Genomic DNA, 13,173 nt, shown 5'->3' with positions numbered 1-13,173 from the left:
CGTGGGATTCGCCCGGTCCGTGGCGCGCGCCACCGTCTCCGGATCCTCCGGGATCGCCACGCCCGAGCAGTGGGTGGTGGACTGGCTGCGCGGCGGCGCCGACACCGCCGCCGGCGTCAGCGTCGATCAGAGCACCGCCCTGGAGTACGGCCCGTTCTTCGCCGGCCTCCGGGTGATCTCCGAGGACATCGCGTCGCTGCCGCTGCCGGTGTACGAGCGGCTCGACCCGCGCGGCAAACGCCGCGCGCGGGACCATCCGCTGTACCCGCTGCTGCACGATGCGCCCAACCCGCTGATGGGCTCGATGCAGTTCCGCGAAACCCTGCAGGGCCACGCCCTGACCTGGGGTGACGGCGTGGCGTATGTGGTGCGTAACGGGTCCGGGCAGGTCACCGAGATGTGGCCGCTACGGCCCGACCGGCTGACCATCGAAACCGCCACCGACCAGCGCGGCCGCATCAGGGTGCTCTACCGCTACCGCGACCCGGTCAACAACATCCAGGCAGACCTGCTGCCCGACGAGGTGCTGCACGTGCACGGGCTCGGGTTCGACGGCATTCGGGGCTACTCGGTGGTGCACCTGGCGCGCCAGTCGATCGGGCTCGGGATGGCGACCGAACGCTACGGCGCGAGCTTCTTCGGCAACGGCTCCCGCCCCGGCGGGGTGCTCGAGCACCCGGGCCGGGTGACCGACCAGGCGCGCGAGCGCATGAGGACAGACTGGGAGAACCTCCACAAAGGGCTCGACCGGTCCCAGCGGGTGGCGATCCTCGAGGAGGGGGTGACCTGGCGCCAGGTCGGCGTGCCGCCGGAGGATGCCCAGTTCCTCGAGACCCGACGGCTGCAGGTGACCGAGGCCGCCCGGTGGCTACGGCTGCCGCCGCACAAGATCGGTGACCTCGAACGCGCCACGTTCAGCAACATCGAGTCGCAGCAGATCGACTACGTCTCCAGCGCGCTGCGCTCCTGGCTGGTCCGGTGGGAGCAGGCCATCAACACCCAGCTGCTGCTGGCCGCCGACCGGCAACGGTTCTTCGCCGAGCACCTGGTCGACGGGCTGCTGCGCGGCGACATCCAGACCCGGTTTCAGGCCTACTCGATCGCGCGCCAGTGGGGCTGGATGTCGGCCGACGACATCCGCGAGAAGGAGAACGAGAACCCGCTGCCGGACCGTCGGGGCGAGACGTACCTGGTGCCGCTGAACATGGTGCCCGCGCCTGCCCCGGGGGAGCAGACCGAGGAACCGGGACGGGCCAGCACGGCCATGGCGCGCCAGCTGCGGTCCCGCTCTACCGAGGGGCGCCGCCGCATCGGCGAGTCGTTCAAACCGATGCTCGCCGACGCCGACGAGCGCATCGCCAAGCTCGAGCGCAGCGAGGTCGGCGCGTTGGCGAGTAAGCACCTCGAGCGGTCCCGCTCGGCCGACGCGTTCGTCGCCGCCGTCCGGGAGCTATACGAGGACCGCATCGCCGACCGCACCAGTAAGGCGTTCACACCGGTCATTTCCTCGCTGGTGAGCGAGGTCGCCGCCGACGCGGTCGCCGACGTCGGCGGCGACGAGGACGTCGACCTCGAGCGGTGGGTCACCTCCTACGTCGCCTCGCATGTGGACTATCGGATCGGCTCGGCGGTCGGGCAGCTGGCCAAGCTCGCCGGCGCGGACGATCCGACCGAGTCGGTGCGCCAGCGGCTGGACAAGTGGGTCGACGAGCGCCCCGAACGCACTGCCCGGTGGGAGTCGAACCAGGCCGCCAACGGCGCCGCCCGCGAAGCGTGGCGCTCCTCCGGAGTACGGCGGCTGCGGTGGGTCACCGTCGGCGAGGACTGCCCGTTCTGCGACAGCCTCGACGGCACCGTGGTCGCCATCGAGCAGCCGTTCCGCGAGAAGGACAGCGCCGTGACCGGGCTGGAGGAAAAACTCGACATCGCCCGCGACACGTTCCACCCGCCGCTGCACCCCGGGTGCGACTGCCAGATCGTTCCCGACTAGCCCACAGCCACACGGACGGGAGGTGGTCTGCTGTGGATCCTGATCACGACCGCGGCACGTGCCCGCGCTGCGGCGGCACCGACGCGCGCGACACCTGCGGAGCGGGACGCCACCGGCCGTGCGCGCGCCCGGCCAACGAGGCGGACGACGACTCGGACGAGGCGCCGGCGTGGTCCGTTCCACGCCAGACCACCAGCCCGCGCGACCGATCGCGACGACCCGGGAGGAATCGATGAGACGCTACCTGCGCGGCTATGCCGTGCGCGACACCAGCACCGGCGAGGACGAGCCCGTGCCGTTCGTGCTGGCCACCGAGGGCCGCAAGGACGACGGCATCGACTTGCGCATGGACAACCTCGACCTGGAGCGGTTCCGTGACAACCCGATCCTCGGGTACGGGCACGACTACTGGGGCCGCGACGCCCTACCGATCGGCCGCGTCGACCAGCCCCGCGTCGACGACGGTCGGCTGGTGGGCGGGCTCGTGTTCGACCGCGAGGACGAGTTCGCCGACCGTGTCGAACGCAAGGTGCGCAACGGATTCCTCAACGCCGTGAGCGTGGGATTCGACGCCGCCGACATCGACCAGGCCGGCGTTCCCGCGACATGGCGCCTGTTCGAGGTGTCGGTGGTGCCGCTGCCGATGGACCCCGACGCGGTCGCCGACGACGGGCGATCCCTGGCGCTGGTGCGAATGCTGTCCGACACGCGCGCCGGAACGGGACTGCCCACGTCGCACCGGCAGCTGGTCGAGGACGCCATCCAGGCACTGTCCAACCTCGTCGACGCCGCAGGCAGCGACACCGGTGGCGGTGCGACGCACCAGGCATCGCCGGCCGAGCTGCGTCGGCGGCGCCTGGCGCTGGCCGAACGCGGCCTGTAAAGACCACGGTCGCCCCCGGCCGGGCGATCGCATGACCCATCACGCCGCCACGCAGGACCCCGGCTGGTCCTGGGCTGCCGGCTGCTCACAGCAATCTCTAGGAGTGATCATGACGATTCACGACCTGCGCAACCAGCGTGCCCAGCACGCCGCCCAGGCGCGGGCGCTCCTCGACGCGGCGTCCGAGGCCGGGCGCGATCTCACCGGCGAGGAGGAGCAACAGTTCGACCGGCTCATGGCTGAAGCCGACACGCTCGAGCAGGCCATCAACCGCGAGGAGCGCCTGCGCGAGCAGGAGCGGCGCCTGCAGACCGGCCCCGAGGGCGGCGAGGGCAACGGCCCCGATGCCGGTGGGCGCGACAACTCGGCCGAGTCCGCGTTCCGGTCGTACCTGATGGGTGGGCGGGCGAACCTGTCCGCCGAGCAGGAGCGGGCGCTGAACATGGCCAACGACCCCGAGGGCGGGTTCCTCGTAGCCCCGCAGCAGTTCGTGGAGACGCTGCTGCAGGCCGTCGACGACGCGGTGGCTATCCGCGGTCTGGCCACGACGCAGCGCATCGGCGAGGCCGAATCGCTGGGTGTGCCCACACTGGACTCCGATCTCGACGACGCCCAGTGGACGTCCGAGGTCGGGACCGGGTCGCAGGACGACAGCCTGCGGGTCGGGCGTCGCGAGCTGCGGCCGCACCCGCTGGCCAAGCGGATCAAGGCGAGCCGCACCCTGCTGCGGCGGGCCACACTCGGCCCGGAGGCGATCGTGCGGGACCGCCTGTCCTACAAGTTCGCCACCACCACGGAGCAGGCCTACATGACCGGGGACGGCAACCAGAAGCCGCTCGGCCTGTTCACCGCCTCCACCGACGGCATCTCGACCAACCGGGATGTCAAGGTCGGCGCCAGTGGCGACATCGGTACCGGCGTCGAGGTGGCCGACGAGCTGATCGACGCCAAGTACACCCTCAAGCCGCAGTACTACCGGCGGGCGCGGTGGCTGTTCCACCGCAACGTCGTCAAGCGTGTCCGCAAGATCAAGGACGCCAACGACCAGTACGTCTGGCAGCCCGGCCTGTCCGGGGACCGGCCCGACACGATTCTCGAGCTGCCGTTCCTGGTCAACGAGTTCGCTCCCTCCACGGTCGAGTCCGACGCGTACGTGGGCATGCTCGGCGACTTCTCGTTCTACTGGATCGTCGACGCGCTCGACATGGAGGTCCAGCGGCTCGTGGAGCTCTACGCCGAGAAGAACCAGGTCGGGTTCATCGGCCGGCTGGAGACGGACGGGATGCCCACGCTCGAGGAGCCGTTCGTGCGGCTGCAGGTCCGCTCGGGCACGCGATAAGGAGGACACCCCATGAGGCAGGACATCAAGAACCACGTGGCGATCGCCCAATCGATCGTCCCGGGCAGCCACAGTGGTGGCGACCAGACCGGCAGCGGCGTGGACCTGGCCAACTACGACGCCGCCGCGATGGTGTTCGACGTCGGCGCGGTCACCGACAACTCGTGGACGTTCACCGTCGAGCACTCCGACGACGACGGTGCCACCGACGCCTACGCGGAGGTCGATGCCGACGAGCTCGACGGCACCACGCCCGATGCGCCGGACGCGAACACGGTCACCGTCGTCGGCTACCACGGCATCAAGCAGTGGGTACGGGTGGTGGCCACCGACGGCGGCACCGGCGACGCAGAGTTCGGCGTCTCCGTGCTGCGCGCTCGCGGCCGCGCCAAGCCGTAACCCCACCCGTGGCGCGGGGCATCCGGTCCGCCCGGGTGCCCCGCCCCACGGCCTGACCCGATGGGAGAACCATGCGTATCACGATGAAGGCGCTGTGCGCCCTGCCGGAACGTACGCTCGCACCCGGCCGCACCTACCAGGTGGCAGATGACCGTGCGCAGCGGCTGATCGCGCGCGGCTACGCCGTCGACGCCGGCGACGACCCCGCGGAGCGGGCCGGCCAGACCGAGCAGACCGAGCAGTCGCCGGCCCCGTCGCGGCGGTCCCGCAAGACGAGCCGCCGCAAATCCACCGGCGAGGCCGAGGGCGACGCCGAGACCGCCGATGGCGCAGACGGCGACGCATCCACCGGTGAGGGCGACGAGCAGTAACCGTGCGGGGTGAGTGATGGCCTTCGCCAGTGCGGAGGATCTGCGGCTGTGGATGCGCCACCCGGCGTTTACCACTGACCAGACCGAAACCGCCGAGCTGCTGCTCGATCTGGCCACCGGCCGTATCGAGGACGAGGCACGGCAGCCGCTCGAGGAATCCACCGACACGGTCACGCTGGACGGCAGCGGCACCGCGCGGCTACTGGTGCCGCGCTGGCCGGTCTCCGACGTCGCCACGGTGACGCTGCTCGAGGACGGCACCACACTCACCGAAGGGCTCACCGAGGACTACACCTGGTCGAGCGCGGGCATCCTCATCCGCCGCGGTGCGCGCGCCTGGCCGGCCCACGAGGCCGCGGTCGAGGTCACCTACACCGCCGGCTACGACCCGATCCCGATGGCGCTCAAGCACATCGCGCTGCGCCTGGCCGACAGCGTGTGGGACAACCCGGACGGCAAGACGCAGGAGCAGATCGGTGACTGGATGCGCCAATGGAGCCAGAACGTGGCCGCCGCGCAGCTCGACGCGAGTGAGCTGCGCACCATCTCCGCCTACGGAGCCCGGCCGTGATCGCCCACCTGCTCAACCGCACGGTGGCGGTGTGGCGCCGCGACATCAGCACCGACGACGTCGGCGGCCAGACCTACAGCTGGAGCAAGGTCGGCGACGTGGCCGCGCGGCTGCCGCAACCCTCGGCCAGTGAACAGCTCGTGGCGCATCAGGACGGTGCCGAGCACACACAGGCGATCTACGTCCTGCCCACCGTCGACGTGCGCCGCGGTGACCAGCTCCGCGACGGCGACCTGACCTACCGAGTCGTGGCGGTGGTGACCCCGTCCATCGCGGCCTACCAACGCTGCGACACCGAACGCACCCAAGAGGAGCCAACGTGACCAAGCACAAGCCCAGCAGCAGCGCCGGCGACACGGCCACCCCGAGTGGCGAGGACATCACCGACGCGGCACCGGCAGCCGAGACCACCTCGGACGGCACCCGGGGGCCGCACAGTCACGACGAGCTGCGGCACGAGATCGAACGGCTCGAGGCGCTGCACGCCCGCGCGAAAACGCCCGCCAGGCGGCAGATGCTCGAGCGCCGCATCCGTCGGCACAAGCGCGCGCTGGGGCAGCGGTGAGCAAACGCGCGCGGATGCACGTCTCGATCGACGGTGTGGACCGCCTCAAGGGCAAGCTCGACGAGCTGCCGCCGGCGGTACGCACCGCGCTCGAGTCGGCCATCGCGTCCGAAACCCAGGCCGTGGCCGACGACATGCGCGACACGGCGCCGCGGGGCGAGACCGGCGAGTTGATCGACTCGATCGAGTCGCGTGTCGACGGTCTGACTGGGACCGTGGCCGCGACGGCCACCCACGCGATCTGGGTCGAGTTTGGCACCTCGAAGATGGCCGCGCAGCCGTTCGCCGCCCCGGCCGTGGAGGGCAGCCGAACCCGGCTGCCGCGGCGCGTTCGGGTGCAGCTGGAGTCGGCGCTCAAGGACATCAGCCGGTGACCGCCTCCGACCCGCTGGACGCGGTCCAGGCCGGGCTGTACACGCTGCTGACCGGCGACACCGCGCTGATGGACCTGGTCACCGGCGTGTATGACGAGGTGCCCGAGGACGCCGAGTTGGACTACGTGCGCATCGGCGACGTGCAGTCCAGCCCCGACAACACCCACGGGCGGCACGGGCGCCAGCTTGTGCACACCATCCACACCTGGAGCCGGGCCCGCTCCAGCCGCCCGGGTAACCGCATCGGCGAACGCCTCGTCGCGCTGCTGGCCCGCAACCATGCCGCGCTCGATACCCACGTCGCCGGGCACGCCGTCTACCTCATCGCCCACGAGAGCACGCAACAGCTGCGTGACCCCGAACCCAGCATCCGCCACCGCGTGGACCGCTTCCGTATCTATACCGCACAGGAGGACTAGCTCATGGCTGGCATCGACGCGTTCGGCACCCAGTTCGCACGGTCCGACATGGCCGAAACAGATCCGGTGTTCGAAACGATCGCCAACGTCACCGACATTTCCGGGCCCAGCCGCGAACGCGAACAGATCGAGGTCACTGCCCACGACAGCCCCGACAAGTACCGCGAGTTCGTCAAAGGACTCAAGGACGGCGGCAGCGTGGAGCTCACCCTCAACTACGACCCGGACAGCTCCACCCAGCAGCTGCTCGACGACGACTTCGAGGAGGACTCGTTACGGGACTACCGGGTGGTGATCCTGCCCGGCACCGCCGAGGAATACACCTGGGAGTTCAGCGCGCTGATCACCGCGCTCGGCGACGAGTTCCCGCACGACGACAAAGCCGAACGATCGGTCACGGTCAAGATCACGGGCAAGCCGGACCTAAGCCTGACCGGTGTCTGATCCCGACGCGACACGGAGCGAGCCCATGAGCCTACTGACCGCCGACGAGATCCTGGCCACCGACGACATCCCGTACGAGGACGTCGAAGTGCCCGAGTGGGGCGGCACGGTGCGCGTGCGGGGCCTGACCGGAACGCAACGCGCCCGCGTCAACGGCACCATGATGGCGATCAAAGGGCAGGACGTGCAGGTCAAATCGGACGCCATCGCCGAGACCGAGATCCGGATCGTGGCCCTGTCCCTGGTGGACGAGCAGTTCCAGCCGCTGTTCTCGATCACGCAGACCCGTAAGCTCGGTGAGAAGAACGCTGGCGTGATCAGCCGCCTGTTCGCCAAGGCCAACGAGCTCTCCGGCCTCAAGAAGGATGCCGTGGAGGAGATGGCGGGAAACTCCGCAGCCGCCCAGAGCGACGATTCTACTTCCGACTAGCGGCGCAGCTCGGCTGCACCGTGGCCGAGCTGCTCGCGCGGACGAGCTCGGCGGAACTGACCGAATGGCGCGCGTTCGAGCGCATCGACGGGCCACTCGGGCCGGGCCGGGGCGACTACCACGCCGCGCTGGTCGCGGCGACGGTATCCAACAGCATCCGCGCTCTGGGCGGCAAACGCGGCACCAAACGCGTCACTGACTTCCTCCTCGAGTGGGATCAGCGACGCGGCCCCAAAACTCCGCACGAGCTGCTGCGCGAGGTCAGCAGCATCAACGCCGCACTCGGCGGGACGCACAGCGGCACAACCTCCTAGGGAGGTGAGGCGTGGCCACACTGGACGAGCTGTCGATCAACGTCGGCGCCGATGCCAGCGACGCCGAGTCCGAGCTCGGCGGGCTGGCCGGGGTCATCGACCGCAACTTCGCCACCATCGCCGCGGCCGGGGCCGCGGCCGGTGGGGCCATGGAGGCATTCGCCCGCTCGCAGCAGGACGTCAACGCGAGCATGGACGTCACTGCGGTGCGCTCGGAACTCAGCGCGGACGCGGTGCGCGGCCTGGCGACCGAACTCTCCGAGGGGCAGGGTGACGCGAGCGACTTCGCGTTCGCCATGGAGGACCTGGCCCAGGCCGGGGTCACCAGCGAGGAGGGCATGCGCGATGTGCTGCCCGCGATCGACGACCTGGCCACCGCCATGGGCACCGACCTGCCCAGCGCGATCGGCGACGTCGAGAGCGTGCTCACCCCACTGGGCATGAGCATGGAGGATGCCGCCGGGCAGGGCGACGCGCTGTTCCAGCTGATGGACCAGGCCGACGGCAGTGTCGGCCGGCTGACCCGGGTACTCAACCGCGTGCCCGACGAGCTCGACGCGCTGAACTTCGGGCTCGAGGACACCTCGGCGGCGATCCAGGTATTCGAGGACCGCGGGTTCGAGGCCAATCGCGCGATCAAGGAGGTCGAGCAGGCACTGTCCGATTCGGAGGGAGACATGGAGTCCTTCCTCGAATCGATCGGGCTCACCGCCGACGAGTGGGCCCGCTACCAGGACGAGTCCCAGGCGGTGCCGGGCTCGCTCGAGGAGATCTCGGACGCGGCCGACACCAACGACACGTTACTGCAAAGCCTGCAGAACCGTGTGGACGATCTCATGTTCCGTTACGGCGGGCTCGCCGAGGCTGCGGGCACCGTGGCGCCGGCGCTGCTGGCGCTCGGCCCGATCGGCAAGACGATCGTGGGCATCACCAAAGCCTGGACGTTGGCGCAGACCAAGCTGAACCTGACGATGTTGGCCAATCCCATCTTCCTGATCATCGCCGCGATCGCCGCGCTGATCGCAATCGGCGTGCTGGTCATCAAGAACTGGGACGAGGTCAAGGCAGCATTCCAGGCCGCGTGGGACTGGATCTGGGACAAGGCCTCCGCGTTCGCCGACTGGTTCACGCGCACGTTCTGGCGGCGCGGCATCAAGCGCGCGCTCGACGCGTTCGTCGGCGGGCTCGGATGGGTCCGAGACCAGGCCAACTCGGTCATCGGCTGGGTCACCGGTCGAATGGACTGGATGCGTGACAAGTTCTGGGGCGCCATATCGGACATCAAGGGGTTCTTCGGCGGCATGTGGGGCGGGGTCACCTCCGGCGCGCGCAGTGCTGTGAACGGGGCGATTGGCCTGATCAACGGCGCGATCGGCGGCATCAACTCGCTGATCGACGGGGCCAACAGCGTGCCGGGCGTGTCGATCCCGCACATTCCCTCGATCCCGATGCTGGCCGAGGGCGGCGACATCCTCGGCGGGGGCCGCGCCGTGGTCGGCGAGCGCGGGCCCGAGGTGCTCGACCTGCCGCGCGGTGCACGCGTGAGCCCCCTCGAGCGCGGCGCCGGCGGGCTCGGCGGCACCCTGCGCATCGAGCTCGACGGCGACGAGGACCTCATCCGCCTGTTCCGCCGCGGCATCAAAGCGCGAGGCGGGCTCGACGTCGTGTTCGCCGGAGCGAACTGATGGCCGACCTCGCCGTGCAGCTGTTCTACGACGGGCAGTGGCACGACATCACCAGCGACGTGCGCACTCCCCGGCAGGACGTGCACATCGAGCGGGGCCGCCGCGACTGGTCCGAGCACGTCGACCCGAGCAGCTGCCGCATGCTGCTCAACAACCGGCACGGCCGCTACAGCCCCCGCAACCCGCACAGCCCACTGTTCGGCAAGGTCGGCCGCAACACCCCGTTGCGGGTGCGGATCGGGCCCAGCCAGCAGGGCATGTGGCTACCGGGCGAGGACGGATCGTACGCGCACACCGAGGACGCTTCCTCGCTCGACATCATCGGCGACATCGACATCGTCTTCGAGGCCACACCCACCTCGTGGCGGCCCGACGCCGACACGCTGCTCGCGTCGAAATACCAGATCTCCGGCGACAACCGCTCGTGGATGGCGCAGCACATGGCGGACGGCACGCTCCGCCTGTCGCACAGCGAGGACGGCACGTTCAACACGTTCAAGCAGTCGACCTCCACCTCACCCGTCCCGGCCGACGCCGACCTGCTCGCGCTGCGCATCGTCCTCATCGTCGACGACGGAAACGGGAACGCCATCGCCCGGTTCTACACCGCAGCCAGCATCGGCGACACGTGGAGCCAGCTCGGCAACGACGTAGTCCACGATGCCACGACCAGCATCTACGCCTCCGACGCGCCCCTCGAGATCGGGGCCGGCGCCGGCGGCGGTGCGATATTCCCCGACGACGCCACGTTCTCGGGCACCATCCACGCGTTCCAGCTTCGCGCCGGCGTCGACGGGACGCTCGTGGCCGATGCCGAGTTCGCCGACCAGGACGATCTCACGAGTACCAGCTGGACCGCTGATGACGGTCACGAGTGGATACTGCACGAGGCCGCCGTCCTGGCCGACAGCGCGGTGCGGTTCAGCGGCGAGGTCTCCCGATGGCCGCTGCGGTGGGACCTCTCGGGTAACGACCTCTGGGCCCCGATCCAGGCGTGGGGCATCCTGCACCGGCTGCAGCAGGGCTCGAAACCACTGCGCTCATCACTGTTTCGCGACCTGTCCAGCCGCAGTGAGATCGTCGGATACTGGCCGTGCGAGGACGGCGAGAATGCCAGCCGCATCGCCTCGGGCATCGGACAGCCCTCGGCCGAGATCGAGGGCGAGGTCGACCTGTCCAGCTACGAGGGGTTGCCGTCCTCCGAGGCACTACCGCAGCTGACCACCGGCCGGCTGCGTCCCGTGATCCCCGAATACGACCCGGATGCCGACCAGCGCCTCATCGCGCTGCTGCACCTGCCAGACAACGGGGTTGACGGGGAACAGCGCCTGTTCACCATCCCCACCACCGGCTCGGTGGCGCGGTGGGACGTGATCGTCAACAGCGATGGGTCGTTCGGCCTGCGCGCCTACGACGCCACCGAGGGCGGCGACCAAGTGCTGAGCTCGATCTGGTTCGCCGCCGACGCCAACGGCACCGACCTCATGTTCAGCCTGTGGCTATCGCAGCAGGGATCCGACATCGACTGGCAACTAGGGGTGTTCGAGGCAGGCGCCGACACCGGCAGCGTCCTCGACGGCACCCTCGCGGGCCACACCTACGGGCGCATCCGACGCATCAACACGCCCGGCGGCGGCAGCGATCTCGGCGGCACCGCGGTCGGCCACATCGCGGTGATGAACGGGGACGTGCACAGCATCTGGGACGTCATCGGACGATCCATGGACGCCTGGTCCGGCGAGTCAGCCACCGACCGACTGCAGCGGCTCACCGCCGACGAGGACATCCCGCTGCGGGTCGTCTCCACCCGCGAGGACACCGAGGCCGTCGGCGCGCAGACCCCCGAGTCCCTGCTGGCCCTGCTGCGCAGCGCCGCCGGCGCCGACCTCGGCTACTTCGGCGAACGCGCCGACGCGCTCGCCCTGCTGTGGCGCCCCCGCGCCACCCTCTACAACCAGACACCACGGGTGCTGCTCGACTACTCCTCGGGTGAGGTGTTCGCCCCGTTCGAGCCCGTCGAAGACGACCAGGCGCTGCGCAACGACGTCACCGTCAGCCGGCCCCGCGGGTCCGAATACCGGGCCGTGCAGCGCACCGGACCCCTGTCGGTCGCGCCGCCACCCGACGGGGTCGGCCGCTACGACGACGCCCCCGACGTCAACGTCGCCGGCGACGCGCAGCTACCGCACCAAGCCGGCTGGCGCCTGCACCTGGGCACCATCGACGAGCCGCGATTCCCCACCGTGCGCGTCGACCTCGCCAACCCCCGCATGGCCGCGCGGCACAGCGAGCTCCAGACCGTCGCCGAGGGCGACCGCATGCAGATCATCAACACACCCGCGTGGCTGCCCGAGCCGGTCGACGTCATCGTGCAGGGCCTCGAGGAGAACAAAGGCCAGCCCACCCACGACATCGTCGTCACCTGCACCCCGGCGTCCCCGTGGACCGTCGGCGTCCTCGCGCCCACAGCCGTCGATGACGCCGAGCCCGATGAGCCGATCCGCGCCGACACCGCCGGCTCGGACACCGCCGCCGACCTCGACAACACCGCCACCACCATGCTGGTGGCCACCCGCGACGGACCCGCATGGACCACCGACGGCAACGACCTTCCCGTCGACGTGCGCATCGGTGGCGGCGAGGACGTGCGCGTCACCGACAGCGACACCATCCACGACCTCTACGCCCGCGCCGAGACCGACGGGTGGGGCAGCCCCACCATCGGACCCGACTGGATCATCCGCGACGGGCCCGCCAGCGAGTTCTCCGTCGACGACACCGACGAGATCGGCCAGGTCGCCATCGGAGCCGTCTCGGACGCGCGCGTGATCACAATGCCCGTATCGGCCACCAACCTCGAGATCCTGGCCACCGTGTCGACGACCGTCGTCGCCGACGGCGACTGGATCGTGCCCGGCGTGCTGATGCGCTACCACGACAGCGACAACTTCTACGCAGTATTCGTCGAGTTCAAAGACACCAGCAACATCGGCGTGGCCATCCATCGCAAGGTCGACGGGCAATGGAGCTGGCTCACCGGCGCCGAGATCGACTCGTACAGCGCCGACCAACAGTGGCACCTGCGCGCCCGCGCCCACGGCACCGACCTCGCCGCCCGACTGTGGCCAGACAGCGAGGCCGAACCCGACACCTGGACGATCAGCACCACCGACGACGCCCTGGACACCGCCGGCGAGATCGGCGCGCGCTGCGTGCTCGAGGCCAACAACACCAACACCCTGCCGGTGGTGCTGCACTGGCACGACTGGACCGTACCCACCACGCAGCAGTTCACCGTCCAGCGCGCCGTTAACGGCGTCTCCCGCGGGTGGGACGCCGGCACCGACGTCCGGCTCGCACACCCGACGATCGCCCCACTGTAGGGAGGT

General features: G+C 70.0%; 15 protein-coding genes. All 15 read left to right on the top strand.

What is annotated here, in order from left to right; translation table 11 throughout:
* Position 1: 1 nt before the first annotated feature.
* The 15 genes from H0B56_RS12140 (at position 2) to H0B56_RS12070 (ending at position 13,167) form a co-directional block, all read left to right on the top strand.
* Positions 2-1,990, top strand: coding sequence for a phage portal protein (locus H0B56_RS12140; RefSeq protein WP_180893130.1), 1,989 nt, complete (start codon positions 2-4; stop codon positions 1,988-1,990).
* Positions 1,991-2,222: 232 nt separating this feature from the next.
* The gene (locus tag H0B56_RS12135; protein WP_180893129.1) at positions 2,223-2,873 is read left to right on the top strand and encodes an HK97 family phage prohead protease; all 651 of its coding nucleotides are present in this window, start codon (positions 2,223-2,225) and stop codon (positions 2,871-2,873) included.
* A gap of 109 nt (positions 2,874-2,982) precedes the next feature.
* Positions 2,983-4,212, top strand: a complete 1,230-nt coding sequence (locus H0B56_RS12130) for a phage major capsid protein (protein WP_180893128.1) — start codon at positions 2,983-2,985, stop codon at positions 4,210-4,212.
* Positions 4,213-4,224: 12 nt separating this feature from the next.
* Entirely contained in the window at positions 4,225-4,611 is a 387-nt protein-coding gene (locus H0B56_RS12125) for a hypothetical protein (RefSeq protein ID WP_180893127.1), read from the top strand.
* Positions 4,612-4,682: 71 nt separating this feature from the next.
* Positions 4,683-4,982, top strand: coding sequence for a hypothetical protein (locus H0B56_RS12120; RefSeq protein ID WP_180893126.1), 300 nt, complete (start codon positions 4,683-4,685; stop codon positions 4,980-4,982).
* Between the two features lie 16 nt (positions 4,983-4,998).
* Positions 4,999-5,553, top strand: a complete 555-nt coding sequence (locus H0B56_RS12115) for a hypothetical protein (protein WP_180893125.1) — start codon at positions 4,999-5,001, stop codon at positions 5,551-5,553.
* Complete coding sequence (locus H0B56_RS12110; protein ID WP_180893124.1) at positions 5,550-5,876, top strand: phage head completion protein; 327 nt, start codon at positions 5,550-5,552, stop codon at positions 5,874-5,876. Before H0B56_RS12115 ends, H0B56_RS12110 begins: the two co-directional genes overlap by 4 nt.
* Positions 5,873-6,118 (top strand): hypothetical protein, encoded by a 246-nt coding sequence (locus H0B56_RS12105; RefSeq protein ID WP_180893123.1) that lies wholly within the window; start codon positions 5,873-5,875, stop codon positions 6,116-6,118. Before H0B56_RS12110 ends, H0B56_RS12105 begins: the two co-directional genes overlap by 4 nt.
* Entirely contained in the window at positions 6,115-6,492 is a 378-nt protein-coding gene (locus H0B56_RS12100) for an HK97-gp10 family putative phage morphogenesis protein (protein ID WP_180893122.1), read from the top strand. The genes H0B56_RS12105 and H0B56_RS12100 overlap by 4 nt, the downstream gene beginning before the upstream one ends.
* Complete coding sequence (locus H0B56_RS12095) at positions 6,489-6,911, top strand: tail completion protein gp17 (RefSeq protein WP_180893121.1); 423 nt, start codon at positions 6,489-6,491, stop codon at positions 6,909-6,911. The genes H0B56_RS12100 and H0B56_RS12095 overlap by 4 nt, the downstream gene beginning before the upstream one ends.
* Before the next feature lie 3 nt (positions 6,912-6,914).
* The gene (locus H0B56_RS12090) at positions 6,915-7,355 is read left to right on the top strand and encodes a phage tail tube protein (RefSeq protein ID WP_180893120.1); all 441 of its coding nucleotides are present in this window, start codon (positions 6,915-6,917) and stop codon (positions 7,353-7,355) included.
* A 25-nt stretch (positions 7,356-7,380) separates the two neighbouring features.
* The gene (locus H0B56_RS12085) at positions 7,381-7,785 is read left to right on the top strand and encodes a hypothetical protein (protein ID WP_180893119.1); all 405 of its coding nucleotides are present in this window, start codon (positions 7,381-7,383) and stop codon (positions 7,783-7,785) included.
* Positions 7,786-7,805: 20 nt separating this feature from the next.
* Positions 7,806-8,099 (top strand): phage tail assembly protein T, encoded by a 294-nt coding sequence (locus H0B56_RS12080; RefSeq protein WP_180893118.1) that lies wholly within the window; start codon positions 7,806-7,808, stop codon positions 8,097-8,099.
* A gap of 11 nt (positions 8,100-8,110) precedes the next feature.
* The gene (locus H0B56_RS12075) at positions 8,111-9,784 is read left to right on the top strand and encodes a phage tail tape measure protein (RefSeq protein ID WP_180893117.1); all 1,674 of its coding nucleotides are present in this window, start codon (positions 8,111-8,113) and stop codon (positions 9,782-9,784) included.
* A complete protein-coding gene (locus H0B56_RS12070) occupies positions 9,784-13,167 on the top strand; it encodes a hypothetical protein (protein ID WP_180893116.1) in 3,384 nt (1,127 codons plus the stop codon). The genes H0B56_RS12075 and H0B56_RS12070 overlap by 1 nt, the downstream gene beginning before the upstream one ends.
* Positions 13,168-13,173 lie beyond the last annotated feature (6 nt).

The sequence above is a fragment of the Haloechinothrix aidingensis genome (assembly GCF_013450155.1).
Lineage (GTDB): Bacteria > Actinomycetota > Actinomycetes > Mycobacteriales > Pseudonocardiaceae > Haloechinothrix > Haloechinothrix aidingensis.
The sequence above is the reverse complement of the archived record's forward strand: the minus strand, read 5'-3'. Positions and strand labels throughout refer to the sequence as shown.

Bases quoted from the DNA above. Each gene is read 5' to 3' on its own strand.
- H0B56_RS12070 (WP_180893116.1), top strand. From the start codon at position 9,784: ATGGCCGACCTCGCCGTGCAGCTGTTCTACGACGGGCAGTGGCACGAC.
- H0B56_RS12135 (WP_180893129.1), top strand. From the start codon at position 2,223: ATGAGACGCTACCTGCGCGGCTATGCCGTGCGCGACACCAGCACCGGC.
- H0B56_RS12125 (WP_180893127.1), top strand. From the start codon at position 4,225: ATGAGGCAGGACATCAAGAACCACGTGGCGATCGCCCAATCGATCGTC.
- H0B56_RS12090 (WP_180893120.1), top strand. From the start codon at position 6,915: ATGGCTGGCATCGACGCGTTCGGCACCCAGTTCGCACGGTCCGACATG.
- H0B56_RS12115 (WP_180893125.1), top strand. From the start codon at position 4,999: ATGGCCTTCGCCAGTGCGGAGGATCTGCGGCTGTGGATGCGCCACCCG.
- H0B56_RS12085 (WP_180893119.1), top strand. From the start codon at position 7,381: ATGAGCCTACTGACCGCCGACGAGATCCTGGCCACCGACGACATCCCG.
- H0B56_RS12120 (WP_180893126.1), top strand. From the start codon at position 4,683: ATGCGTATCACGATGAAGGCGCTGTGCGCCCTGCCGGAACGTACGCTC.
- H0B56_RS12130 (WP_180893128.1), top strand. From the start codon at position 2,983: ATGACGATTCACGACCTGCGCAACCAGCGTGCCCAGCACGCCGCCCAG.